The organism is Streptomyces sp. NPDC006332 (assembly GCF_040612855.1).
In the GTDB taxonomy this organism is placed as follows: Bacteria; Actinomycetota; Actinomycetes; order Streptomycetales; family Streptomycetaceae; genus Streptomyces.
The window spans coordinates 14,280-37,828 of sequence record NZ_JBEXRA010000049.1 but is presented as its reverse complement, the minus strand read 5'-3'; the positions used below and the strand labels follow the sequence as shown (position 1 = coordinate 37,828).

Here is a 23,549-nt window from a genome sequence, read left to right as displayed (position 1 = left end):
CTCAATTATGCACTAGTGCAATGGAGAACGCCATGCAGGAGAGCCCTCAGTCGACGGCCACCGCCTACACCCCCACCGAACGCACCGTCCCCACGCGCTCCGCCGACCGGGCCTCGTACGACGCGGAGGTCGTGCACGCGATACTCGACGAGGGCTTCGTCTGCCATCTCGGCTTCCTTCGCGACGGCGCGCCGATCGTCCTGCCCACGATGTACGCCCGGGTCGGCGAGCGGCTCTACGTGCACGGCTCGACGGGCTCGCGTCCGCTCCGGATGACGGGGCAGGCCGACCCGGGCCTGCCGGTGTGCCTGACCGTCACCCACGTCGACGCGCTGATCCTGGCCCGCTCGGCCTTCCACCACTCGCTCAACTACCGCTCCGTGATGGTGCACGGCGTCGCCCACGACGTGACGGACCCCGAGGAGAAGCAGGCCGCTCTGAACGCGCTGGTCGACCACGTCGTGGCGGGCCGGGCCGCCGACTCCCGCCCCGCCAACAAGAAGGAACTGGCCGCCACCGCGGTGATCCGCCTCGACCTGAACGAGGTCTCCGCCAAGCTGCGCACCGGCGGTGTCAACGACGAGCCCGAGGACCTGGCCCTCCCCTACTGGGCCGGCGTCGTCCCGCTGCGCAAGGGCTACGACACCCCGGTCGCGGACGCCGCTCTGGCCCCAGGCACCGAAGTGCCGGACTACTTGCAGTGAGGTGAACGGGGGGCCTGTCCCGCATGCCTGACGTGCACAGGCCCGGCGTCCCCATGCTGGAAGCACCTCTTGCCGTCAGGCGCGCGCGGCCCCCTCATCCGCCGCGCCCCGCGCCTGCACCGTCCCCCGCGTCTCCGCCACCGCGAGTCCCGCGACCGAGCCGAGCATCAACAGGGTGCCGACGAGGGTCCCGAGGGTGAGCCGCTCCCCCAGCAGGGCCACGGCCAGCACCGCCGCGCTCGCCGGTTCCAGCAGCATGATCACGGACACGGTGGCGGGACGGACAACGGCGGCGGCAGCGAAGTAGAGGGCGTAGGCGAGGGCCGTGGGAACGGCCGCGATGTACGCCAGCAGCCACAGCAGCCGACCGAGATCGGCGGTGTGCGGCACCATGCCCTCGGCGAGGGCGAACGGCAGCAGGCACAGGCTGGTGACCGCGAACGCCGCCACGGACGTACTGGCGGCGTCCACCCGCCCGTCGCGACCCCATCGGCGGGTGAGCAGGGTCGTCAGGCAGTACCCGGCAGCCGACAGCAGTCCCAACAGGACCCCTGACGGCCGTACGGTCGCACCCCCGGCGCCGAGGGTGAGCATTCCGAGCCCGGCGAGCGCCCCGGCGACGGCGACGATCCCGCCCCGCCCGAGCCGCTCCCCCAGAGTCAGGCGGGCGCCCAGCGCGATGAGGACAGGACCAGCGCCGAGGGAGACGACGGTGGCCACGGCGAGTCCGGTGGCGGCGACGGCCGCGAAGTAGGCCGTCTGGAACACGGCCAGCCCGACACCCGTGGCGCCGGCCCTGAGCGCCCTGCGTCCCAGCGGTTCGGCCACGCCGGTCCGGGCACGCGGACACAGTAGGCGGGCGACCGCCAGCAGGACGAGCCCGGCCGCGCAGCGCCAGAAGGACAGGGCGAGCGGACCGATGTCACTGGCCCGGTAGGCCAGGGAGGCGGCCGCGCCCGCGGTGCCCCAGGCGACACCGGCGACGATCAGATAGGAAAGGCCTCGCCCGACGGGCAGGCCGACAACAGTATTCGACACGCGTTCTCTCCGCAGACGCGCCCGAGCGCGGTGGCCCGTGCGCACAAAGTTCGGGAAGGACGCCCGCTCGGCGGGGTCCATGGACTTCGTCCGCGGGCAGCACCGTGACGCCCGGCAGAACGCCGGGCGTGCGTTTCGGCGGCCCGCCTCAGGCGGCGGGCGGCGGCAGAACGCGTGCGCGGGAATGCATGATCGCCAGCCTAGGCAGCCGGCCTGGTGGCCGACAATTTCTTTTCTCCGTCCCCGCCGGCCACCGGTTCGGCGGAGTTCTCGACGGGTGCGGACGACTGCGCGATGAACGCGCCGGCCAGCACGACCACACCACCGACGATCTGCGGCGCCGAGAGGTGCTCACCGAGCAGGATCCAGGCGAGCACGGTCGCGACGACCGCTTCCAGGCAGGCGACGACGACGGCGACCTGCGGGGAGAGCCGCCGCACCGCCAGCACGCCGGTGACGTACGCGAGGACCGTGGCGACGAACACGATCCAGCCCAGCAGTACACCGGCCGCGACCGGGGTACCGTCCATGTCCGTGGTGCGCGCGAGGACGGACCAGTCCATGCCCCACGGGCGCGCGACGACGGTCAGCACGGCGGTGCCGACCAGGAGGCCGTACGCGATGACCCCGAGCGGGTCGGGTGCCTGGCCGCCGGAATCGCTGCCCTGGTCGGACAGCACGAAGTAGCCGACCTGGCAGCAGGCGGCCCCGAGTGCGAGCAGCAGGCCGAGAACATCGAAGCTCAGGCCGGACCAGACCTCGACGACACAGGCGAGCCCGCCGACCGCGAGGACCACCCCGAGCGCGGCGGCCCGCGTCACCGGCCGCCGCTGCACGAACCGCACCCAGCCGAGCACGAGCGCCGGCGCGAGGTACTCGACGAGCAGCGCGACCCCGACGGGGATCCGGGACAGCGCGGCGAAGTAGCAGGCCTGGACACCGGCCACGGCGAGCAGACCGAACCCGGCGAGCAGGGCCGGACGGCGACGCGGCAGGGCGCGGTGGCGGACCGCGACCGGCAGCATCAGCAGGGCGGCGCCCGCCACTCTCAGCCACACCACGTCGAGCGGGTCGAGTCCCGCCTCGATCAACGGTTTGGCCGCGACGCCGGATCCGCCGAAGGCGACCGCGGACGCCACCGCGAGACCGAGACCGACGCCCCTGCCTCGGTGGCCCTGACTGCTCCCAGACGTGTGCACCGGCACATGATGGCAGCCGATGACATGAGCGTCACGCCCATTCACACCTGTCTCACCGACTGGAACGAGACGCGCCACGGCCCTCCGGTCGCGCGACAGACCCGTTCAGACAGCCGGCCGGAAGCGACTGTCGGCCCGGACGAACACCAGGTTCGCGTCGATCCCGGCGCGGTCCAGTACCTCGACGGCCCGCGCCTCGGGGTCGACGAGGATCGCGACGAGCAGGTCGATGCCGAGGACGGGGCCGCCGCGGCGGCCGGCCCGCGCGCAGGCGTCCTCCAACGCTGCGCCCGCCAGCGGCGAGTAGCCCTCCACGCCGCTGACCACGGGTACGGCACCGGAGTCCTCGACGCTGCCCTGCCAGCGCAGCCCGTAGCCGATGCTGCGCTGTACGAGGTAGCCCATCAGGCGGGCGAGGCGTGGTTCACCGTCGAAGACGGACCGCACCTCGGGGTCCGACTCCAGGAGCGAGTGCAGCAGATGGGCGGTGTCGATCTGCCGGTCCCCGTCCCTGACCGCCCTGCGGCGGGCGCCGGAGACCACCGCTGCCAGCTCGGCACTGAGCCTGACATCGTCGTCCGGGTGGACCCGGGGCCGGCTGTCGGGCTCGTGGGCCGACTGCCGGGGGATACGCGGTTGCACATCCGCCATCCCATCAGCCCCTCCCCCTCGGGGCATCCGCGAAAGGAAGCATCTTCACGTCCCACGGGAAGGGGACCCGGCACGCCGGAATCTCCTCCTCACGGATGAGATCGCGCCGTTCTTCCCCGACGGCGCGCGCCGCCTTGCATCGCGTCCCGAACGCCGCACGACTCACCGCACATTTTCCTGACGGCTCATCAGTATTGAATGTTGCGGGCCCCACGGCTACGTTCCGCGACACCGTAGCCCGACACGAAGGGGTGGTCGCATGGCCGAAGTCAGCGCGGAGGCACGTATCGAGGCACCCGCGGAGAAGGTCTGGGCCCGGATGACCGACTGGTCCGCGTACGGCGAGTGGAACGCGACCCACACCAGCTTCCCCAAGGGCGGCCCGGAGACCCTCGCCGTGGGCGGGACCTTCCAGGAGAACATGAAGCTCATGGGGTTCCCGGCCGAGATCGAGTGGACCATCGAGGAGCTGGAGCCGGCTCGACTGTTCGCCGTCCGCGGCAAGGGCCCGATGTCGGTGACCGTCGCCAACCGCTACACCCTGACGCCGGAGGGCGACGCCACGACCGTACGCATCGACGGCGAGTTCACCGGCGCCGCGGTCTCCCTGATGGCGGGCAAGCTGAAGGACTCGGCCACGGCCGCCCTGAACGAGTCACTGCGCAAACTGGCGGGCCTGGTGACCTGACGGCGGCGCCTGTCGGGGGCACGAAGGCGCCCTGCGGATTCCTCCACGGGGCGCCCCGTTCCGCCGTACGACGGTCAGTCCTCGTCGGCGAGGATCAGGTACAGCTTCTTGCGGGACTCGTTGATGATGGCCAGCGCCTTCTCGCGCTGCTCCTTGCTGCCCGTCTTCCAGACCTGCCCGAAGGCCTCCATCAGACCGAAGCCGGCCTGACGGATCTCACCGAGTGCTTCCCAGTCGACGCCGCGGGAGGCTTCCTCCCAGGGCGCGTCGGGTCCCTCGTCGGCCGCGGTGCGACCGGCCTCGGTCAGGGCGAACAGCTTCTTGCCGCCCTCCGACTCACTGACGATCAATCCCTCGTCCTCCAGCAGCTGGAGGGTGGGATACACCGAGCCCGGACTGGGCTTCCACGCCCCGCCGCTGCGTTCGGCGATCTCCTGGATCATCTCGTAACCGTGCATCGGCCGGTCCTTCAGCAGGGCGAGGATCGACGCGCGCACATCACCGCGCCGGGCCCTCCCTCGGGGTCCGCCCCGCCCCCTCGGCCCCCAGGGGCCCGGCCCGAAGCCGGGCCCACCGAAGCCGGGGCCGCCGGGACCACCCGGCCCGAAGGGCCCGAAAGCAGCCCGCCGCCCGTCGAAGCCGTCCCGGCCACGACGGCCCGGACCATCCTGTCGACGTCCATGTCCACGCTCGAATCCGTGGGTACGCATCGCAATCACTCCATTCCATCGTTGATCTGTCGCGATGCCTCAACGATATATCGGGAGTGTTCCGATGACAACCCCTCGATGGCGGGGCCAATCGCTGATCTCTACGACATGGACGCGGTGCACGAGTGATCGCCCGGCGGAGCCGGCCGCGAAAATCGGGCCACCGTCCGGGAATTGGCCTTGGGACGGGGCTTCGCCCCACCTCTAGCGTCGAGGCATGCGCATCCGAATCGTTGACGCCTTCACCGACCGCCCCTTCACCGGCAACCCGGCCGGGGTCCTGCTCCTCGACGCCTTCCCGGAGGACGAGCGGCTCCAGCAGGTGGCCCTGGAGGTCAATCACGCCGAGACCGCGTTCGCCCACCGGCTGCCCGAGGGCGGTCGGGCCGACTGGGCGCTGCGCTGGTTCACCCCGGCCACCGAGGTCGACATGTGCGGCCATGCCACCCTCGCCACGGCGCATGTCCTGCACACCACCGGCGCCCACCAGGGCCCGGTACGGTTCGCCACCCGCAGCGGGGTCCTGATCGCCACGCCCCGCGAGGACGGCTCGATCACCCTGGACTTCCCGACCGCGCCGCTCACTCCCGTAGCCCTCCCGGACCGAGTGTCCGAGGCCCTGGGCGCCGAGCCGCTCGCCGTCTTCGACACCGGCCCGGACATCGGCGACCTGCTGGTCGAGGTCGCCGACGAGAAGACGGTCCGCGCCCTGACGCCGGACATCAGGTCACTGGGCGCCCTCTCCGCGCGCGGCGTCATCGCCACCGCGGCCGCCGAAGACCCCAGCTGCGGCTACGACTTCGTCTCCCGCTGCTTCTTCCCGAACGTCGGCATCGACGAGGACCCGGTCACCGGAAGCGCGCACACCGCCCTCGCCCCGTACTGGTCCCAGCGCCTCGGCCGCGCCGAGCTCACCGGCCTGCAGGCCTCGCCCCGTTCCGGCCGCGTCCACACCGAACTGCGCGGCGACCGCACCCTGCTGAGCGGCCACGCGGTCACCGTCATCGAGGGGGACCTGCTCGCCTGAGTGGCTCACCCCGTCGGCAGCCAGCCCACCTTCCCGGCCAGCAGGGCGTAGCCGACGAACGCGCCGATGTCGAGCAGGGAGTGCGCCACCACCAGGGGACCCACCCGGCCCCAGCGGCGGTACAGGTAGACGAACACCACGCCCATCACCATGTTGCCGATGAAGCCGCCGATGCCCTGGTAGAGGTGGTAGGAGCCGCGGAGCACGGAACTGGCCACCAGGGCCGTGCCCGGCGTCCAGCCCAGCTGGCCCAGGCGGCGCAGGAGATAGCCGACGACGATGACCTCTTCGAGGATCGCGTTCTGCATCGCCGAAAGGATCAGCACCGGGTACTTCCACCACACGTCGGGCAGCGCCTCCGGCACCACCGTGAGGTTGAAGCCGAGACCGCGTGCGGCCAGGTAGAAGGCGATACCACTACCGCCGATCACCGCCGCGACCGCGGCGCCCCGGCCCAGGTCCGGCCATGGCCGCGTGCGGTCGAAGCCGAGAGTTCTCAGGCTGTGCCCCTCCCGCAGCAGGAAGTGCGCGACCAGCGCCACGGGAACCAGCGCCGAGGTGATCCCGAACAACTGCCAGGCGAGATCGAGCCAGGGGCGGCCCGGCGCGGCCGAGGCGTTGAGGGTGGCCGCCTGATCCTTCAGACCACCCGGTTTGGTGACCGATCCGACAAAGCTGATCAGGGCGGACACACCACTCGCGCCGAGCGAGAGCCCCAGAACGAGCAGGGTCTCGTCGCGGAAGATCCGTCGCGAGAGCCGCTCCGGGGGAAGAGAATCGGCCACCGGGCCCGCCTCCGACTGCACGCCTGCCTCCAGTTGAGTCATCCCGCCGCATCCCCACCGCCGCTTGGCCAGGGCTGGCCTTCCTGCCTGCCGTGCGGCCGGATCCCGGCACGTTACTCAGTCGGGTTCGTCATTCAGCAAGGCGACATGGACAGGCGCCACCGTCGTGGGACGTCACAGCTTGCCTGATCAGTATGGGGCGGGCGGCAGCGCCCCCGGCCACGCGCCGCCGCCGCGCGACAGGCGGACACGTAGAAGGTCACGGGGCTCGCTGGAGGCGGGCGCGAGGGGAGGGGCGGGTGGGGGTGCCCAACTCAGCCCCATGGGCGCCGACGGCCGACGGACGGTCCCCGGGCCGAGGGCCGGGGCTGAAGCTCCCGGCCCTCGGCCCGGTGTCTCGTCCTCAGCCCAGCGGCGCCGGTTCCGGCAGGCCCACCGGCCAGGTGTGCACCGGCTCGCCTTCGTGCATCAGCTCACGGTACCGACGGGTCGTCGCGGCCAGCGCGGCCTCCCTGGACAGCCCGCCCTCCAGGGCCCGGTGGAACGTCGCGGACTGCCAGGACGCACCGTTGACCCGACGCCGGCACCGCTCCTCGATCACCCCGAGATACAGGTCGCGGTCGGCGGGTTCGACTCCCCATGCCTCCAACCCGGCCTCGGCGAGCGGCAGCAGTTCGTCGCGTACGAGGCTCACCGCGTCGATCTCGGCCGTACCGCTGTAGCGACCGCGCCGGGGCCAGGTGAAACGGGCGTCGATGCCGTCCCGGCACGCGGCGTCGAAGTTGGCGGCGGCGGCCTCGAACGGCAGCCTGGTCCACACGGGCCGGGACTCCTCGGCGAGGGCCCGGACCACGCCGTAGTAGAAGGCCGCGTTGGCGATGACGTCGGTGATGGAGGGACCGGCGGGCAGCACGCGGTTCTCGACGCGCAGGTGCGGGACCCCGTCGGCGATGCCGTAGACCGGACGGTTCCAGCGGTAGACGGTGCCGTTGTGCAGGACGAGTTCGGCGAGTTTCGGGACACCTCCCGCGTCCAGGACGGCGAGCGGGTCCTCCTCGTCGCAGATCGGCAGCAGGGCCGGGTAGTAGCGCAGGTTCTCCTCGAAGAGGTCGTAGGCGGAGGAGATCCAGCGCTCACCGAACCAGGTGCGCGGGCGTACGCCCTGGGCCTGGAGTTCGGGCGGCCGGGTGTCCGTGGACTGCTGGAACAGCGGCGGGCGGGACTCGCGCCACAGTTCGCGGCCGAACAGGAAGGGCGAGTTGGCGCCCACGGCGATCTGCGCGGCGGCGACGGCCTGGGCGGCGTTCCACACATCGGCGAAGCGGTCCGGGGTGACCTGCAGGTGAAGCTGCACGGAGGTGCAGGCGGCTTCGGGTGCGATGGACTTGGAGGTGCAGGTCAGACGCTCCACGCCGTCGATGTCGAGGGTGAAGTCCTCACCGCGGGCGGCCACGATCTGCTCGTTGAGCAGGGCGTAGCGGTCGACGTCGGAGAGGTTGGAGGAGACCAGGTCGTCCCGGTCCAGAGTCGGCAGAATGCCGATCATCACGATTCCCGCGTCGAGCTCGCCCGCTTTTCGGTCGGCATATGCCAGGGAGGTGCGGAGTTCCTCGGCGAGCCGGTCGAATACCCGCCCACCCAAACGGTGTGGGGCAATGTTGACTTCCAGGTTGAACATGGCGAGTTCTGTTTGGAAATCTCGGCTTGCGATGCGTTCAAGCACCTGCGCGTTGAGCATTTTCGGCATGCCGTCCGAACCGGTGAGATTCAATTCGATCTCCAGCCCCATGAGGTTCTTGGGCCGATCGAACCGCTTGTCGGCCAGGAGTCGCTCGAGCCCCGTCAGGCACTGTCGGAGCTTGTCGCGGTAGCGCTGGCGATCGGACAGGTCGAACTGGCCTGCCGCGACCTTCTCCCCCATCGGAGCGTCCTCCTCGATTGGGCGGGCCGACGAGCCGGCCGCCGATGTCCGGGTCAGGTGGGATGATGCCCCGCCGAGACGATCGATAACGTCCCGGACGGTCCTGACAGCCGCTACTCTTGCGGATGTGACCGGTGGCACATTCGCCGGGCATGATGCACGGTGCGGTTTCGAGTTCCCTCAGAAACTCGTGAAAAACGCCGACGACAATGAGCCGTCCGCCGCCCGGGCATTTCCCGAGGTCACCGTCGTGCACCCATCCGGGAATCGGGATGTTTCCCGCGAATCGCCGACCGAATGAAACCTTGCCGTACCCGCGAGAAACGGTTAGATGAAACACCGTAGGAACATATGTCGTATAAACTCGCGAACAAGGTAGAAGGCTGGCGCCCGCGGCCCTCGATCCTGCCGTCAGGTGATGTACGGCAGGCCTCAGCCCCGGTTTCACCGGACCAGGACCCCCGCCTCTCCTGCCTCGCGAGCTGACACCGTCGTCCGCCACGCCCCGCCACGCCCCGCCCTCGCGCCACTGTGCCTGTCGAATGAGAGGCGACCCACCATGCCCCTGCATGTCCCCCCGGCTCCCGCGCCGGCCCTGCGTTCGGTCCTCACCGCCCTCGGTTCTCCCACCGCGGTCCGCGAGGCCCGCACTCCCTCCTTGCTGAACGCCCAGGGCCCGGCCACGCCCGAGCTGCCGCTGCCCGTGCACGTCCTGGACGGGATCGACGCGGCCGGCGCCCCCGCCACCCGGCTGGCCGGCTGGCGTTTCCTGATCCGCTGCGGCGACCGCGCGGTCGCGGCGGCCGAGACCATGCTGACGCCCGACGGATGGGCGTTCTCCCACTTCTTCGAGGGCCCGTACATCACCTCCACCGAACAGGCGCTGCGTCAGGCGGAGACCATCCAGCAGCCCTGCCAGGCACGACTGCTGTCGATCCCCGGCCTCTACATGCTGACGCTCTGGCTGCACGGCGACTGCGCCGCCGACGGCGCGACCGGTCAGCCCGCCGCCACCGATCTGCTGGTCCCGCTGGCGCCCGCCCCGCCCGGCATCGCGGCCTACCGCCCATACCGGGTGGCCGACCTGCTCCCGGTGCTCACCCATCGGGTCACTCCCGCACCTCTGCTCAGCTCTCCCGCCTGACCTTCGGCGTCTCGGCGACGTCTGTGCCCCGCCCCGAATTCCGCGTGGCGGGGCACGACGCCGTTTCCGGAGCCCTTACGCTCGTGCGGGGATTCACCCGGAGCCCTTTCGCTCATGCGAGCACTTTGCGCCTCGTAAGAGCCCAGCCGGAGCGTGGCCACGTCCGGCCCAGTCCCATCCGACTACGGCGAACCACCCGAAGTGACAGTGCAGTTGGGGTGAACCGTCCGGGCGAGTGATGCGTCATCAACCTGTGAGAAGCGGTGCCGCGAAATCCCTGCGGATTGACGTCCGTGGGGCAACACTGGGTTCGGACCGACTTATCCAACGGGGGGCGGCCATGAACGACGCTTCAAGCCGCGAGACAGACACGACATCCATCTCATCCGTCACGACAGAGCGAAAGATCCCATCAATGTGCCAGCACCAGCCACCGTGCCCGACAGCAGACTCCGCCGACCGGGAATCCGCCCGCCTCGCGGCGCACCACCCGGAACAGGGATGGAGCCTGCTGTGCAACGGCGTCCTGCTCTTCGAGGACACCGGTGAGCTCCTGCCGGACGGCCGGGTCATCGCCCCGCACCGTCCGCTGGCCGGCCAGGTACTGAACGTCGCCTGAGCCTGACCGGGCGGTCCACCGCTCCGCCCGGAGTACGTGAGGGGCCGGCTCGCAGCCTCGACTGCGCCGGCCCCGACCCATGTCCGGGGCCGGTCACTCCCCGTAGCCTCTCGTGCGTGCTGCGATCCCGCGGGCGCCGTCCGCGCGCGTTCCGGGGCGAACTCTTCCCACGGTCCACCTCTTTCCGGAAGACTTCTGGAAGTTTCGTGGGTTCGTCCGGTGCGCTGAGGGCCGACGGGGCCACCGTCGACGGAGGTGGGACGTGACAGCAGGGGAGGCCGACGCCGGGACGGCGCCGCAGGCGCGGGGCAAGGTCACGATCACGGAGATCGCCCGGCAGGCCGGGGTCTCGGTGCCGACCGTGTCGCGCGTGGTGAACGGCCGGTCCGACGTCTCGCCGCGGACCCGGGCCCGGGTCGAGGACCTGCTGCGACAGCACGGCTACCGCAGGCGCCCCGCCGCCCCCGGCACCCGGGCGGCCCTGCTGGACCTCGTCTTCGACGACCTCGACAGCCCGTGGGCGGTGGAGATCATCCGGGGCGTCGAGGAGGTCGCCCACGCGGCCGGGGTCGGCACCGTGGTGTCCGCGATCCACGGACGCGCCGGCGACGCCCGGGAGTGGCTGCGCAATCTGCGGGCCCGTGCCTCCGACGGCGTCATCCTCGTCACCTCGGCGCTGGAGCCCGTGCTGCACGCGGAACTGCGCATCCTCGGCGTCCCGCTGGTGGTCGTCGACCCGGCGGGCTCCCCCGCCCTCGATGTGCCGACCGTCGGCGCCGCCAACTGGTCGGGCGGCATGGCGGCCACCGAGCACCTGTTGTCGCTGGGGCACCGCAGGATCGCTCTGATCGCCGGCCCGCCCCGGCTGCTGTGCTCCCGGGCCCGCTTCGACGGCTACCGCGCGGCGCTGGAGGGCGCGGGCCTCACGGTGGACGACTCGCTCGTCGTCCCCGGCGACTTCCACCCGGAGTCCGGGTTCACCAGCTGCAACGTCCTGCTGGAGCTGCCCGAGCCGCCGACCGCCGTGTTCGCGGCCAGCGACCAGATGGCCCTCGGCGCCATCGAGGCGCTGCGACGGCGGGGGCTGCGGGTGCCGGAGGACATGAGCGTGGTCGGTTTCGACGATCTTCCGGAAGTCCGCTGGTCGGCTCCGCCGCTGACCACCGTGCGCCAACCGCTCGCCGACATGGGCAAGTTGGCGGTCCGTACGGTGCTGCGGTTGACCCGCGACGAACAGCCGGATTCCCCGAGGGTGGAGCTCGGCACCGAGCTGGTGGTCAGGGCCAGCACGGCGCCGATGGCCGAAGCGTAGTTGTGGACGTTCCCGGGCGCCCCCCTCGTAGGCGCCCGGGAACGGGTTCCTGAGCCGGCGTCGCCCTACCTCAGCGCCTTCCGGATCGCGAAGTACGCCGGCTTCGGGGCCAGTTGCTCGTCCCACGGCAGCGCCGCGCCCTGGCCCTCGAAGACCGCCGGGATCCAGGAGTATTTGTCCGTGTAGTCCCAGAGCGTGATGCCGACGCAGCGGCGCACCGCGAGGCAGGCCTCGGTCAGGTCCCGGTACCACTCGGCCTGCGTGGCCAGCTTCGCCTCGTCCGCGGGCACGAACATGCGGATGTCTACCTCGGTGAGCGCGGTGTCCAGCCGGAGCCGTGAGAAGCGGCGGAGGTTGTCCTCAAGGGTGGTCGGATACCCGTACTGAAGGGCCAGGTGCGCCTGGAGACCGATGCCGTCCAGCGGGACACCCTGGGCCTTGAGGTCCTGGGCCAGCTTGTAGTAGGCGTCGCTCTTCGGGCCGACCGCCTCGATGTTGTAGTCGTTGAGGTAGAGCTTGGCCTTCGGGTCGGCCTGGTGGGCCCAGCGCAGGGCGTCGGCGATGTAGCCGGGGCCGAGCGTGTTGTAGAAGACGGTCTCGCGGTACGTGCCGTCCTCGTTGAAGGCCTCGTTGACCACGTCCCAGGCGTAGACCTTGCCCCGGTAGTGGCGGACCTCCGCCTGGATGTGCTTCTTCAGTACGGCCCTCAGCTCGGGCGCTGTCCAGGTGCGGCCGGTGAGCCAGCCGGGCAGCTGGCTGTGCCAGACCAGGGTGTGGCCGCGCACCCGCTGGTGGTTGGCGCGGGCGAGGTTCACGATCTCGTCGCCCTTGGACCAGTCGAAGACCCCCTGCTGGGGTTCGGTGGCGTACCACTTCATCCCGTTGCCGGGTGTGATCATGTCGAACTCGCTGCCGAGGACGGCCTTGTACGGCTCGTCGGTGAGTTCGGGGTTGTCGGTGGCGCTGCCGAAGTAGCGGCCGTGGCGCTGGGCGAGGTCGGCGAGGGTCGGCTGCTTGCCGTGCTGCCTGCCGTGCTGTTCGCCTGCCTGGGCCGCCGGGCCGGTGGCGACACCCGCGGCGACCACGAGGGCCGCGAGGGCGCCGGCGAGTCTGAGTCGGGTGCGGGAGCGAGTGGTCGTACTGCGCATGGTGCGACTCCTCACGTGCGGACGGGGTGCCCCCGGCCGGGCCGAAGTCCGGGGCCGGGGAGGGTGAGACGTACGGTCGCGGGTGCCGCTCATCCCTTCGTGGCGCCCGCGGTGAGGCCGCCGACGAGTTGGCGCTCGGCGACCGAGTAGAAGGCGAGGGCGGGGACCATGGCCAGCACCAGGTAGGCGAAGACCCTGGCGTACTCCGCGGAGTACTGACCCTGGAACTGCTGTACGCCGATCGGGATGGTCCACCACGTGGAGTCGGTGAACACCAGCAGCGGCAGGAAGAAGTTGTTCCAGCTGGCGACCACGGCGAGGACGGAGACGGTGCCGAGCGCGGGCCGGGCCATGGGCAGCAGGACGCGCCAGAAGAACCCGAACGGGCCGCACCCGTCGAGCGTGGCCGCCTCCTCCAGCTCGCCGGGGATCTGCTGGAAGAACCCCCGCAGGATGATGATCGTCATCGGCAGTCCGAACGCGGCCTGCGGCAGGATCACGCCGAGCGGGTTGTCCAGCAGGCCCAGGGACCGCAGCAGCAGGAACAGCGGCAGGGCCGCCACCGCGAAGGGGAACATCAGCCCCAGGGTGAACAGCGTGAACAGCAACTCCCGGCCCCGGAAGGCGAACCGGGCGAAGGAGAAAGCGGCGAGCGCGGAGGCCGCGACGACGATGACGGTCGTCCCGATCGCGATGACGGTGCTGCTGCCGACCAGCTGCCAGAACGAGCCCGAGCCGAGGATTCCGGTGTAGTTGGAGGTCACCCACGGGTCGGGCAGCCCGATCGGGTTGCGGGAGAGCTGGTCGGTGGACTTGAAGCCGGAGAGGACCGCGTAGAGCAGGGGTACGGCCATCACCGCGCCGACCGTGACGAGGACGACGTGGATGGGGAGCGTCTTGCCGCGGGACGTCCTGCTGGACGTCCTTAGCGCCGACGCGTTCCGTGCCGGTGTCTTCTGGATGAGGGTCACTTCCCGCCTCCTCGCATGGTCGTGGTGGCCCCTTCGAGGTCGCGGCGGAGCACGAACCGCTGGTAGGCGAGGGCGAAGACGAGGCTGATGCCGAACATGACCACGCTGATCGCGCTGGCGTAGCCGACCTGGTAACGCTTGAAGCCGAACTGGAACATGGTCACGGCCATGGTCTCGGAGTGGTGGTCGGGGCCACCCTGCGTGATCACCCACACCAGGTCGAACAGCTGGATAGAGCCGATGACGGACAGGAACACGCTGATACGCAGGGTCGGTGCGAGCAGCGGCAGGGTGACGTTGCGGAAACGCTGCCAGGCGTTCGCGCCGTCGATGAGCGCCGCCTCGGTCAACTCGGCCGGGATGGACTGCAGTCCGGCCAGGTAGAGCATCATGTGGAAGCCGAAGAACTTCCAGGTCATGACGAGGAAGAGGGTCGCCATCACGGTGGAGGGGTCGGCGAACCAGGTGCTGCCGAGCCCGTCCAGGCCCACGCCGCCCAGGACCTGGTCGGCGAGACCGTCGTCCGGGGCGAAGATCATGCTGAACAGCACGCCGGTGATGGCCTCCGACAGGATGTACGGCGCGAAGAACAGCATCCGGTAGACCGCCCGGCCCCGCACCCGCTGGTTCAGCAACACCGCCATGCCGAGCGCGAACGGTAGCTGGAGAGCCAGCGACAACAGGATCAGGACCAGACAGCGCCACAGGTCGCCCAGGAACACCGGGTCGTCGAAGAGCCGGTCGAAGTTGTCGACGCCGACGTAGTCGGAGGGCATGCCGAAGCCGCCCCACCGGAAGAAGGCCGCGTACAGGGCGAACAGCATCGGCAGCAGCACGAGCCCGATGAACAGCACCAGGGCGGGCAGTTGGAAGGCCGTCGCGGTGAGCCAGTGGAGCACGCGCCGCCGGGTTCGGTCCCGGGCCGCGGTCGCGGCCGGAGGCGGGAGATCGACGTCAGGGCCCGTCCGCTTGTCCGGAAGGAACGTGGAGGTCATCGCCGGCTACTGCTCTTCCTTCGTGGCCTTCGTGATCGACTGGGCGACCTGCTCGGGGGACTTGGAACCGGCGATGAGCGCGGCCACGCTGTCGTTGACCTCCTGACCGACAGCGGGGGCGTACGCCTGGTCGAGGTAGAGCTGGAAGCCCGTGGCGGCGTTCAACTGCGCTTGTACGGCCTTGAAGTTGGGGTCGGTGATGGCGTTCTCGGCGCCCGGGATCACCGGCAGCGTGTTGGTCTTCTTGACCAGTTCCAGTTCGGTCGCCTCGGAGGCGAAGAACTTCAGGAAGTCGACGGCCGCCTGCGGAGCGCCCCTGCGCAGCGCGTGCCCGCCGCCCCCGCCGAACACCTCGGTGATGCTGCCCTTGCCGCCCGCCACAGCGGGGAAGGGGAAGAAGCCGAGGTCGTCGCCGAGGCCCTTGCCCGCGTCGGCCTGCACCGCCGGTGCCCACTGACCCATGAGTTCCATCGCAGCCTTGCCGTTGCCGACGGCCGCGGCCTGACCGGTGGGGCTGTTGTAGGCGGCGTTGAGGAACCCCTTCTGGAAGGGGTTAAGGTCCACGAGTTCCTTGAGGTGCTCGCCCGCCGCGACGAAGTCGGCTCCGGTGAAGTCCTTGTCGTCGTACGCCTTCTGCACGGCGTCCGCGCCGGCCGTGCGCATGGCGAGGTAGGCCCAGTAGTACATACCGGGCCACTTCTCCTTGCCCGCGAGTGCGATGGGGGTGATGCCCTTGGCCTTGAGCTTGCCCACAGCGGCGAGGAAGTCGCTCCAGGTGGTCGGGGGTGTGCTGATCCCGGCCTGCTTGAAGAGCGCCTTGTTGTACCAGAAGCCGACCATGCCGATGTCGAACGGAATGCCGTACACCTTGTCGTCGAGCAGGTACGGCGCCTTGGCGGCCTTCAGCAGACCGTCGGCCCACGGCTTGGTCGTGTCGGTGAGGTCCTCGACCAGCCCGGCGTCGACCTGTTGCTTCAGGACGCCTCCGCCCCAGGTGTGGAAGATGTCGGGCAGCTTCCCGGAAGCGATCAGCGCCGTCATCTTCGACTTGTAGGCGTCGTTCTCCAACTGGACGATCTTCAGCTTGACCTTGGGATTCTGTGCCTCGAACTTCTTGGCGAGGGACGCCCAGACGCCCTTCGCCGGTTCAGTGGTGGAGATGTTCCACCACTCGATGGTGGTCGTCCCCGACGACCCCCCGTCCGAGTCGCCGCCGCAGCCGCTCAGTGCCGTCATGCTCAGACCGGCCGCGGCGGAGGCCGCCAGGAAGCCGCGGCGGGACAGTGCCGGGTCGCCCATCATGCGCTCCTTGGGTACGGGAGGGCGCATCCACGCCCGTCCGCTGGACCGAAAGTTTCGGAGATAATCCAGAAAGGTTCGTCGTTGCCGCACCCTAGAGACAGCTGCCAAACGGTGGCAACCCCTTGTACACGGGGAATCGCGGCGGAACCTCCGGCCAACTCGCCCCGGGGAGCCATTCGTTCACCAGCCGACGGTGCGTCGGTGAACCTGCCGGGCCGTCGGCGCCCGGTCAGCCGCGCACACCGGGCCGACGCGCGGCCTACCGGCGGGCCGCTCGTGGCGGCCAGCCACCACACCGTTCCGTAACGTTCGCCAGATCATCCGAAACTTTCGCGATCTAGCTCAGCTGCTCGCCGGAGCCGGTACCTTGCCCGGCCTCGCTCTCCGCGAAGACGGGGCCGAGACGTGTCGAGGGGCAGACGGGGCGAGATCAACTGCCCCCGGACCAGATCGAAGCCCGCCGCTCACCCCGCCAGTCTTAACGGAAGCTTGACGCCCCCGGCGTCCTGATCCGCAGGCCCGGGTGTCACTCTCTGCTTACGCTGATCCCGCCGTACGCGTGATGGCCGGATCCACACGCTGAGCCGCACCTCAGGAGCACCCTCGATGGCCACCACCGAACACCCACCTCCCAGTCGTCTGCGGACCTGGATGCTGGAGGGGCTGTCCGACATGGGAAAGGGCGGCGGCCACCAGGGCCCCCATGCCGAACCGGAACCCGCGCACAAGGGCCAGCGCTGGTGGCGGGTGATGTGCCTGACCGGTGTCGACTACTTCTCCACCCTCGGTTACCAGCCAGGCATCGCGGCCCTCGCGGCCGGCCTGCTGTCACCCGTAGCGACCATCGTGCTGGTGATCGTCACGCTCGCCGGCGCTCTGCCCGTGTACCGGCGAGTGGCCGAGGAGAGCCCCCGCGGCGAGGGCTCGATCGCGATGCTGGAGCGGCTGCTGTCCTTCTGGCAGGGCAAGCTGTTCGTCCTGACCCTGCTCGGCTTCGCCGCCACCGACTTCCTGATCACCATCACCCTCTCCGCGGCGGACGCCTCGACCCACCTGATCGAGAACCCGCACCTGACGAGCACCCTGCACGACCAGAAGATGCTGATCACCCTCGCCCTCGTGGCGCTGCTCGGCGCGGTGTTCCTGAAGGGCTTCCTGGAGGCGATCGGGGTCGCGGTCGCCCTCGTCGGCATCTACCTCACCCTGAACCTCGTCGTCGTGCTCGTCGGTCTGTGGCACGTCATCAGCGCGGGCCATGTGGTCACCGACTGGTCCAGCGCCCTGACCGCCGAGCACGGCAACGTCTTCGCCATGGTCGGCGTGGCCCTGCTCGTCTTCCCCAAACTGGCCCTCGGCCTCTCCGGCTTCGAGACCGGCGTCGCCGTCATGCCGCACGTCCAGGGCGACCCGGACGACACCGACGCACGGCCGACCGGGCGGATCCGGGACACGAAGAAGCTGCTCACCACCGCGGCCCTGGTCATGAGCGGCTTTCTGATCGCCACCAGCTTCATCACCACCCTGCTGATCCCGAAGAAGGAGTTCGAGCCGGGCGGCGACGCCAACGGACGCGCACTCGCCTACCTCGCCCACAACTACCTGGGCAACGCGTTCGGCACGGTCTACGACGTCTCGACCATCGCCATCCTCTGGTTCGCCGGTGCCTCCGCGATGGCCGGGCTGCTCAACCTGATGCCCCGCTATCTGCCCCGCTACGGCATGGCCCCGCACTGGGCCCGCGCGGTGCGCCCGATGGTCATCGTCTTCACCCTGATCGCCTTCCTGGTCACCTGGATCTTCGACGCGGACGTCGACGCGCAGGGAGGCGCCTACGCCACGGGTGTGCTGGTCCTCATCAGCTCGGCGGCGATCGCGGTGACCATCGCCGCCCGCAAGGCCGGCCAGCAAGGCTGGACGGTCGGCTTCGCGGTCATCTCGGCGATCTTCCTCTACACGACCGTCATGAACGTCATCGAGCGCCCCGACGGCGTCAAGATCGGCGCCTGCTTCATCGCCGGCATCATCCTGGTGTCCCTGCTCTCCCGGCTGGCCCGCGCCTTCGAGCTCCGCGTGACCAGCGTGACGCTCGACAGCATGGCGGAACGTTTCATCCGTGACATGTCCAGCCGCAAGATACGGTTCATCGCCAACCAGCCCGACCAGCGCGACAAGGCCGAGTACCGCGACAAGATCGAGCAGATCCAGCAGGACAACGACATCCCCGGTGAGGACTTCGTCTTCGTCGAGGTCACGGTCCTCGACCCGTCCGAGTTCGAGGCGGGCCTGACGGTACGCGGCGAGGTCCTGCACAACCGCTACCGGGTCCTGACGCTGGAGTCCTCCTCCATACCGAACGCCCTGGCCGCCCTGCTCCTGCACGTCCGGGACGCGACCAGGTGCACCCCGCACATCTACTTCGAGTGGACCGAGGGCAACCCCTTCGCCAACTTCCTGCGATTCTTCCTCTTCGGACAGGGCGAGGTCGCCCCGGTCACCCGAGAGGTCCTGCGCGAGGCCGAACCGGACCGCGCCCGCCGACCCCGCGTCCACACCGGCTGAGGTGCGGGCGTCCGCCCTCACGCACCCTGTCCTCGCCCCCCGCTACCTCCCGAACCTCCCCGGCGGACGCACCACGACCTGCCCGTAGGTCAGCTCACCGACCACCTCCACCCGCAGCATCACAGGTACCGTCGGCTCAGCCGACCGCCGCGCCTTGATCTTGGCGTAGTTGGTCACCAGGGCGTCCGTGTCCACCACGACGCCGGGCCGGGTGAGCAGCTTCAGGGAGCCCCCGCGGATGTCGACGTCGAGGCGCAGCGTGTCGTATGTGATCACGGCGTCGGTGAAGTCGAGCACCACCTCGCCCCAAGCCGAACGGATCTCCATCCGCCGCGGTACCACCCAGCCCTCGCCGCGCCGCGTCGAGGCACCTTCCTGTTCGATCCGCACGACGTCCTTGACCTCGGCGGAGCCCCGACGCGCGGTGACCGCCGTCGGCAGATCCGCCGTCAGCACGGCCAGCTCTCCCATCGTGCGCGCGGTCAGCGCGGCGCCCACCCGCTCGTCGAGTTCCTCCGCGGTCAGCCGCCCGTCCCCCGCAGCGACCCGCAGCACGTCCACGACCTGGTCCCGGTCCTCGTGCGAGGCCCTCAGCCCGAGCTCCGCGGCGACACCAGGATCCCCGCTCTCCTGAGCTGACCCACCTGCCATGCGCCCCCACCCCTCCCTCGTCACACTAAAGCTATATCGCGTTATACCCAACGGCCAACCCCCCACCCGCGGTTCCCCACCCGCGCCCTATCGTGACCGGCATGCAGTCCTACACAATCGGCCAGGCAGCACGGCTGCTCGGCGTGAGCCCCGACACCGCGCGACGCTGGGCGGACGCCGGCCGGGTGGCCACCCACCGCGACGACAGCGGCAGGCGGCTCGTCGACGGGCGGGACCTGGCCGCCTTCTCGGTGGAACTCGCCAAGGCCGGGGGCGGCGAGGAGGACACGCCGTACACGTCCGCCCGCAACGCCTTCCCCGGCATCGTCACCGCCATCAAGCTCGGCGATGTCGCCGCCCAGGTCGAGATCCAGGCCGGCCCGCACCGACTCGTCTCCCTCCTCACCCGGGAGGCCGTCGAGGAACTCGGTCTGGAGATCGGCATGGAGGCCACCGCCCGCGTGAAGTCGACGAACGTGCACATCGACCGCGTCTGAACCACCGGACGGCGCAGTCCTGTAGACGAAGCGCACATGCGCCCCTCGACGGCCACCTGAGCTCGCACATGCGAAGAGCCACGGGGCTTTCGCTCGCACATGCGGACGTATGATCTGTTGCATCGGAAGGGTCCGCCGACTCTTCTCCAGACAGACCCAGGGAGTGGACCCGTGATGACCCGTTCCGTACGTCGGACCCGCCGTACGCTGCAGGTGGCCGGTGCGGGAGTCGCCGTGCTGCTGGCACTGTCCGCCTGCTCCTCGTCCGACTCGGACGCGGGCGCCTCAGGCTCCGGCTCCTCGGCGTCCTCGTCGGGGAAGCTGTCCGGTCAGGTGACCGTCTTCGCCGCCGCCTCACTCAAGGAGAGCTTCACGACGCTGGGCAGGCAGTTCGAGAAGGATCACCCGGGTACGAAGGTCACCTTCAACTTCGGCGGCAGCGACACCCTCGCCGCGAGCATCACCAGCGGCGCGCCGGCCGACGTCTTCGCCTCCGCCAGCCCCAAGACGATGGCCGTCGTCACCGACGCGAAGGACGCCGCCGGCACCCCGAGCACCTTCGTCCGCAACCAGCTGGAGATCGCCACCCTGCCGGGCAACCCCGACAAGATCGCCACACTGAAGGACCTCACCGACCCGAAGCTGAAGGTCGTCCTGTGCGACAAGGAGGTACCGTGCGGCGCCGCCGCCCAGAAGGCACTGGACGCCGCCAAGCTGAAGGTCACCCCGGTCTCCTACGAGCAGGACGTCAAGGCCGCCCTGACCAAGGTCGAGCTGAAGGAGGCCGACGCCGCCGTCGTCTACAAGACCGACGTGCACGCGGCGGGCGACAAGGTGCGGGGGGTGGACTTCCCCGAGTCGGCCGAAGCCATCAACGACTACCCGATCACCCTCCTCAAGAACGCCCAGAACCCGGCAACGGCGAAGGCGTTCATCGAGCTGGTCAGGTCCGCCGACGGGCAGAAGGCCCTGACCGGGGCCGGATTCCTGAAGCCGTGACCAGCCCGGACCAGGCGGCGCCCCACCGCACCGGAAGAAGCAACGACGCGTCCTGGCCTCACCGACGAGGCCCCGGCGTCCCGCTGCCCCTGCTCCTCCCCGCCCTGGCGGGTCTGGCGTTCCTGCTCCTCCCCCTCGTCGCCCTGCTGATCCGTGCCCCGTGGCGCACCCTCCCCGACCAGCTGACCAGCGCCGAGGTCTGGCAGGCCCTGCGCCTGTCACTGCTGTGCGCCACGACGGCGACCGCGCTGAGCCTGGTCATCGGCGTCCCACTGGCCTGGCTGCTGGCCCGCACCGACTTCCCCGGCCGCGGCCTGGTCCGCGCCCTGGTCACCCTGCCCCTGGTCCTGCCCCCGGTGGTCGGCGGTGTGGCTCTGCTGCTCGCCCTCGGCCGCAACGGAGTCGTGGGCCAGTGGCTGGACGCCTGGTTCGGCATCACGCTCCCGTTCACCACGACGGGCGTCGTCCTCGCGGAGACGTTCGTGGCCATGCCGTTCCTCGTCATCAGCGTCGAGGGCACTTTGCGCGCCGCCGACCCGCGCTACGAGGAGGCGGCCACCACCCTGGGCGCCTCCCGCTTCACCGCGTTCCGCCGGGTCACGCTCCCGCTGATCGCGCCGGGCATCGCCGCGGGCTCGGTCCTGGCCTGGGCGCGGGCGCTGGGTGAGTTCGGGGCGACGATCACCTTCGCCGGCAACTTCCCGGGCCGAACCCAGACCATGCCACTCGCGGTCTACCTGGCCCTGCAGAACGACCCGGCGGCCGCGATCGCCCTCAGCCTGGTCCTGCTGGCCGTCTCCATCGCCGTACTGGCGGGCCTGCGGGACCGCTGGATGACCACCTCCTGAGCCGATGCCGAACGCCACCGCGTACCGCACTCCCATGCCATCGGCCGCAAGCCGAAGCCGAACCACCCACCGGCCCGCAGCGAAGCCCACCACCCCCGAGCCGAACCAACCCCACCCGCTCCCCAAGACCGAGCTGGACGCCCCCTCATGACCGACGCCACCTCAGCCGACCCCGTCACCGAGGACGGACACGACGCGGGCCTCGACTCCCGTCTCGTCGTGGAACGCGGCACCTTCCGCCTGGACGTCCCCCTCAATGCCGCCCCCGGTGACGTGGTCGCCCTGCTCGGTCCGAACGGCGCCGGCAAGACCACCGCCCTGCGTGCACTCGCCGGTCTCGTCCCCCTCACGGGCGGCCATCTGCGCCTCGACGGTGCCGCGATGGACCGTACGCCGCCCGAGTCCCGCCCGGTCGGCGTGGTCTTCCAGGACTACCTGCTCTTCCCGCACCTGTCCGCCCTCGACAACGTGGCCTTCGGCCCGCGCTGTCAGGGCGCCACCAAAGCGGAGTCCCGCGCGCAGGCGGCGGAGTGGCTGGAGCGCATGGGCCTGGCCGAACAAGCGGCCGCCAAGCCCCGCAGGCTCTCCGGCGGCCAGGCCCAGCGGGTCGCCGTCGCCCGCGCCCTGGCCACCCAACCGCGCCTGCTCCTCCTCGACGAGCCGCTCGCCGCCCTGGATGCCCGCACCCGCCTGGAGGTACGCGCCCAACTCCGCCGTCACCTGGCCGAGTTCGAGGCGGTCGCCGTACTGGTCACGCACGACCCGCTGGACGCCATGGTGCTCGCGGACCGACTCGTCGTCATCGAACACGGCCAGGTCGTCCAGGAGGGCGCTCCCGCCGACATCGCCCGCCACCCCCGTACGGACTACATCGCGCAACTGGTCGGCCTGAACCTCTACAAGGGGCACGCCGAAGGCCACACGGTCCGTCTCGACGCCGGCTCCGCCCTCACCACCACCGAGGATCTCGCCGGACCCGTGTTCGTGGCGTTCCCGCCGAGCGCCGTCACCCTCTACCGGGAAAAGCCCACGGGTTCCAGCGCACGCAACCTCTGGCGCTGCGAAGTGGCCGGCCTGGAGACCCACGGCGACCAGATCCGAGCGGACCTCACCGGCGAACTCCCCCTCACCGCCGACCTCACCACGGTCGCCGCGGCCGAACTCGACCTGCACCCCGGCGCATCGGTCTGGGCGACCGTCAAGGCAACCCAGACACACGCATACCCGGCATAAGACCTCCAGGCGGCTACGGTGGGCTTCCCCGGCCCCATCCCCACCCCATCCCAGTGAGGCCTTTAATGAGCCTGTCCATCCGCAACCAGCTCTCCGGCACCGTCACCGCCAGCACCCCGGGAGAGGTGATGGCCATGGTCAAAATCCGTCTCACCGGCGGCCAGAACCTCACCGCCGCGATCACCCGGGAAGCCGCCGAGGAGCTGGGCCTCGCCGCGGGAACGGCCGTACAGGCCCTGGTGAAGTCGACGGAGGTGTCCCTGGCCACCGCGCCGGTCGACGGCCTGTCCATCCGCAACCAGCTGCCCGGCATGATCAGTGACATCGCGACCGGCGGCGCCATGGCAGCCGTCCGGATCAGCGTCGAGGGCGCCGACCTGATCGCGGTGATCACCAAGGACGCCGTCACGGACCTCGGTCTCACGACCGGCATCCCGGTCGTCGCCCTGATCAAGTCGACCGAGGTCTCCCTGGCGACCGTGTGACCTCACCGCGTCGCACCGCACGCATCGGGAGGGCTTACGTGACGCGAAAGGGCTCCGCCCGGT

At 70.3% G+C, this 23,549-nt stretch carries 23 protein-coding genes; 12 read left to right on the top strand and 11 right to left on the bottom strand.

The window, feature by feature from the left end; all coding sequences use genetic code 11:
• Positions 1-32: 32 nt before the first annotated feature.
• The gene (locus ABZ027_RS33350) at positions 33-704 is read left to right on the top strand and encodes a pyridoxamine 5'-phosphate oxidase family protein (protein WP_356774897.1); all 672 of its coding nucleotides are present in this window, start codon (positions 33-35) and stop codon (positions 702-704) included.
• Positions 705-779: 75 nt separating this feature from the next.
• Here the strand turns inward: ABZ027_RS33350 and ABZ027_RS33345 are convergent, their stop codons facing one another.
• The 3 genes from ABZ027_RS33345 to ABZ027_RS33335 all read right to left on the bottom strand — a co-directional run bounded on the left by ABZ027_RS33345 (position 780) and on the right by ABZ027_RS33335 (position 3,583).
• On the bottom strand, positions 780-1,742 hold the full coding sequence (locus tag ABZ027_RS33345) for an EamA family transporter (RefSeq protein ID WP_356774895.1): 963 nt from the start codon (positions 1,740-1,742) through the stop codon (positions 780-782).
• A gap of 200 nt (positions 1,743-1,942) precedes the next feature.
• A complete protein-coding gene (locus ABZ027_RS33340; protein WP_356774981.1) occupies positions 1,943-2,947 on the bottom strand; it encodes an EamA family transporter in 1,005 nt (334 codons plus the stop codon).
• A gap of 99 nt (positions 2,948-3,046) precedes the next feature.
• On the bottom strand, positions 3,047-3,583 hold the full coding sequence (locus ABZ027_RS33335; RefSeq protein ID WP_356774979.1) for a Clp protease N-terminal domain-containing protein: 537 nt from the start codon (positions 3,581-3,583) through the stop codon (positions 3,047-3,049).
• Positions 3,584-3,851: 268 nt separating this feature from the next.
• On the opposite strand from ABZ027_RS33335, the gene ABZ027_RS33330 reads away from it, so the two are divergent.
• Complete coding sequence (locus tag ABZ027_RS33330; RefSeq protein ID WP_356774893.1) at positions 3,852-4,280, top strand: SRPBCC family protein; 429 nt, start codon at positions 3,852-3,854, stop codon at positions 4,278-4,280.
• A 74-nt stretch (positions 4,281-4,354) separates the two neighbouring features.
• On the opposite strand, the gene ABZ027_RS33325 is transcribed toward ABZ027_RS33330, so the two are convergent.
• Complete coding sequence (locus ABZ027_RS33325; RefSeq protein ID WP_356774891.1) at positions 4,355-4,990, bottom strand: PadR family transcriptional regulator; 636 nt, start codon at positions 4,988-4,990, stop codon at positions 4,355-4,357.
• Between the two features lie 217 nt (positions 4,991-5,207).
• On the opposite strand from ABZ027_RS33325, the gene ABZ027_RS33320 reads away from it, so the two are divergent.
• Positions 5,208-6,017: a PhzF family phenazine biosynthesis protein gene (locus tag ABZ027_RS33320; protein ID WP_356774889.1), complete on the top strand. Its 810-nt coding sequence runs from the start codon at positions 5,208-5,210 to the stop codon at positions 6,015-6,017.
• 5 nt (positions 6,018-6,022) lie between these two features.
• Here ABZ027_RS33320 and ABZ027_RS33315 read toward each other — a convergent pair whose 3' ends face one another.
• Both ABZ027_RS33315 and ABZ027_RS33310 read right to left on the bottom strand, forming a co-directional pair.
• Positions 6,023-6,823 carry a type II CAAX endopeptidase family protein gene (locus ABZ027_RS33315; protein WP_356774977.1) on the bottom strand — a complete coding sequence of 267 codons (801 nt, stop codon included), beginning with the start codon at positions 6,821-6,823 and terminating at the stop codon, positions 6,023-6,025.
• A 382-nt stretch (positions 6,824-7,205) separates the two neighbouring features.
• On the bottom strand, positions 7,206-8,723 hold the full coding sequence (locus ABZ027_RS33310; RefSeq protein ID WP_356774887.1) for a glutamate-cysteine ligase family protein: 1,518 nt from the start codon (positions 8,721-8,723) through the stop codon (positions 7,206-7,208).
• 559 nt (positions 8,724-9,282) lie between these two features.
• Between ABZ027_RS33310 and ABZ027_RS33305 the strand changes: the two genes are divergently transcribed.
• From ABZ027_RS33305 to ABZ027_RS33295, 3 genes are all read left to right on the top strand, one after another.
• Complete coding sequence (locus ABZ027_RS33305; RefSeq protein WP_356774885.1) at positions 9,283-9,867, top strand: hypothetical protein; 585 nt, start codon at positions 9,283-9,285, stop codon at positions 9,865-9,867.
• A 415-nt stretch (positions 9,868-10,282) separates the two neighbouring features.
• Positions 10,283-10,486, top strand: coding sequence for a DUF5999 family protein (locus ABZ027_RS33300; protein WP_356774883.1), 204 nt, complete (start codon positions 10,283-10,285; stop codon positions 10,484-10,486).
• A gap of 262 nt (positions 10,487-10,748) precedes the next feature.
• The gene (locus tag ABZ027_RS33295; protein ID WP_356774881.1) at positions 10,749-11,798 is read left to right on the top strand and encodes a LacI family DNA-binding transcriptional regulator; all 1,050 of its coding nucleotides are present in this window, start codon (positions 10,749-10,751) and stop codon (positions 11,796-11,798) included.
• A 65-nt stretch (positions 11,799-11,863) separates the two neighbouring features.
• Here the strand turns inward: ABZ027_RS33295 and ABZ027_RS33290 are convergent, their stop codons facing one another.
• The 4 genes from ABZ027_RS33290 to ABZ027_RS33275 form a co-directional block, all read right to left on the bottom strand.
• Positions 11,864-12,946, bottom strand: coding sequence for an endo-1,4-beta-xylanase (locus ABZ027_RS33290; protein WP_356774879.1), 1,083 nt, complete (start codon positions 12,944-12,946; stop codon positions 11,864-11,866).
• Positions 12,947-13,035: 89 nt separating this feature from the next.
• A complete protein-coding gene (locus ABZ027_RS33285; RefSeq protein WP_356774975.1) occupies positions 13,036-13,800 on the bottom strand; it encodes a carbohydrate ABC transporter permease in 765 nt (254 codons plus the stop codon).
• A 113-nt stretch (positions 13,801-13,913) separates the two neighbouring features.
• Complete coding sequence (locus tag ABZ027_RS33280) at positions 13,914-14,912, bottom strand: sugar ABC transporter permease (protein ID WP_356774877.1); 999 nt, start codon at positions 14,910-14,912, stop codon at positions 13,914-13,916.
• Positions 14,913-14,918: 6 nt separating this feature from the next.
• Positions 14,919-16,211 (bottom strand): extracellular solute-binding protein, encoded by a 1,293-nt coding sequence (locus ABZ027_RS33275; protein WP_356774875.1) that lies wholly within the window; start codon positions 16,209-16,211, stop codon positions 14,919-14,921.
• A gap of 609 nt (positions 16,212-16,820) precedes the next feature.
• On the opposite strand from ABZ027_RS33275, the gene ABZ027_RS33270 reads away from it, so the two are divergent.
• Positions 16,821-18,773 (top strand): amino acid transporter, encoded by a 1,953-nt coding sequence (locus tag ABZ027_RS33270; RefSeq protein WP_356774873.1) that lies wholly within the window; start codon positions 16,821-16,823, stop codon positions 18,771-18,773.
• Between the two features lie 42 nt (positions 18,774-18,815).
• Here ABZ027_RS33270 and ABZ027_RS33265 read toward each other — a convergent pair whose 3' ends face one another.
• On the bottom strand, positions 18,816-19,424 hold the full coding sequence (locus ABZ027_RS33265) for a DUF1707 domain-containing protein (RefSeq protein WP_356774871.1): 609 nt from the start codon (positions 19,422-19,424) through the stop codon (positions 18,816-18,818).
• Positions 19,425-19,525: 101 nt separating this feature from the next.
• Here ABZ027_RS33265 and ABZ027_RS33260 point away from each other — a divergent pair, with 101 nt between their 5' ends.
• From ABZ027_RS33260 to ABZ027_RS33240, 5 genes are all read left to right on the top strand, one after another.
• On the top strand, positions 19,526-19,921 hold the full coding sequence (locus ABZ027_RS33260) for a helix-turn-helix transcriptional regulator (RefSeq protein WP_356774869.1): 396 nt from the start codon (positions 19,526-19,528) through the stop codon (positions 19,919-19,921).
• A 174-nt stretch (positions 19,922-20,095) separates the two neighbouring features.
• A complete protein-coding gene (gene modA / locus ABZ027_RS33255) occupies positions 20,096-20,920 on the top strand; it encodes a molybdate ABC transporter substrate-binding protein (RefSeq protein WP_356774867.1) in 825 nt (274 codons plus the stop codon).
• A gap of 83 nt (positions 20,921-21,003) precedes the next feature.
• Entirely contained in the window at positions 21,004-21,768 is a 765-nt protein-coding gene (modB, locus tag ABZ027_RS33250) for a molybdate ABC transporter permease subunit (protein WP_356774973.1), read from the top strand.
• 147 nt (positions 21,769-21,915) lie between these two features.
• Positions 21,916-23,001, top strand: coding sequence for an ABC transporter ATP-binding protein (locus ABZ027_RS33245; RefSeq protein ID WP_356774865.1), 1,086 nt, complete (start codon positions 21,916-21,918; stop codon positions 22,999-23,001).
• A 65-nt stretch (positions 23,002-23,066) separates the two neighbouring features.
• The gene (locus tag ABZ027_RS33240; RefSeq protein WP_356774863.1) at positions 23,067-23,486 is read left to right on the top strand and encodes a TOBE domain-containing protein; all 420 of its coding nucleotides are present in this window, start codon (positions 23,067-23,069) and stop codon (positions 23,484-23,486) included.
• Positions 23,487-23,549: the final 63 nt, after the last annotated feature.

What these genes read in the sequence shown, in the direction of transcription:
- ABZ027_RS33310 (WP_356774887.1), bottom strand. Translation starts at nt 8,723, where the DNA reads ATGGGGGAGAAGGTCGCGGCAGGCCAGTTCGACCTGTCCGATCGCCAG.
- ABZ027_RS33270 (WP_356774873.1), top strand. Translation starts at nt 16,821, where the DNA reads ATGGCCACCACCGAACACCCACCTCCCAGTCGTCTGCGGACCTGGATG.
- ABZ027_RS33265 (WP_356774871.1), bottom strand. Translation starts at nt 19,424, where the DNA reads ATGGCAGGTGGGTCAGCTCAGGAGAGCGGGGATCCTGGTGTCGCCGCG.
- ABZ027_RS33245 (WP_356774865.1), top strand. Translation starts at nt 21,916, where the DNA reads ATGACCGACGCCACCTCAGCCGACCCCGTCACCGAGGACGGACACGAC.
- ABZ027_RS33275 (WP_356774875.1), bottom strand. Translation starts at nt 16,211, where the DNA reads ATGGGCGACCCGGCACTGTCCCGCCGCGGCTTCCTGGCGGCCTCCGCC.
- ABZ027_RS33350 (WP_356774897.1), top strand. Translation starts at nt 33, where the DNA reads ATGCAGGAGAGCCCTCAGTCGACGGCCACCGCCTACACCCCCACCGAA.
- modA (WP_356774867.1), top strand. Translation starts at nt 20,096, where the DNA reads ATGACCCGTTCCGTACGTCGGACCCGCCGTACGCTGCAGGTGGCCGGT.
- ABZ027_RS33320 (WP_356774889.1), top strand. Translation starts at nt 5,208, where the DNA reads ATGCGCATCCGAATCGTTGACGCCTTCACCGACCGCCCCTTCACCGGC.
- ABZ027_RS33240 (WP_356774863.1), top strand. Translation starts at nt 23,067, where the DNA reads ATGAGCCTGTCCATCCGCAACCAGCTCTCCGGCACCGTCACCGCCAGC.
- ABZ027_RS33285 (WP_356774975.1), bottom strand. Translation starts at nt 13,800, where the DNA reads ATGGCCGTACCCCTGCTCTACGCGGTCCTCTCCGGCTTCAAGTCCACC.
- ABZ027_RS33280 (WP_356774877.1), bottom strand. Translation starts at nt 14,912, where the DNA reads ATGACCTCCACGTTCCTTCCGGACAAGCGGACGGGCCCTGACGTCGAT.
- ABZ027_RS33305 (WP_356774885.1), top strand. Translation starts at nt 9,283, where the DNA reads ATGCCCCTGCATGTCCCCCCGGCTCCCGCGCCGGCCCTGCGTTCGGTC.
- ABZ027_RS33325 (WP_356774891.1), bottom strand. Translation starts at nt 4,990, where the DNA reads ATGCGTACCCACGGATTCGAGCGTGGACATGGACGTCGACAGGATGGT.
- ABZ027_RS33330 (WP_356774893.1), top strand. Translation starts at nt 3,852, where the DNA reads ATGGCCGAAGTCAGCGCGGAGGCACGTATCGAGGCACCCGCGGAGAAG.
- ABZ027_RS33260 (WP_356774869.1), top strand. Translation starts at nt 19,526, where the DNA reads ATGCAGTCCTACACAATCGGCCAGGCAGCACGGCTGCTCGGCGTGAGC.
- ABZ027_RS33290 (WP_356774879.1), bottom strand. Translation starts at nt 12,946, where the DNA reads ATGCGCAGTACGACCACTCGCTCCCGCACCCGACTCAGACTCGCCGGC.
- ABZ027_RS33300 (WP_356774883.1), top strand. Translation starts at nt 10,283, where the DNA reads ATGTGCCAGCACCAGCCACCGTGCCCGACAGCAGACTCCGCCGACCGG.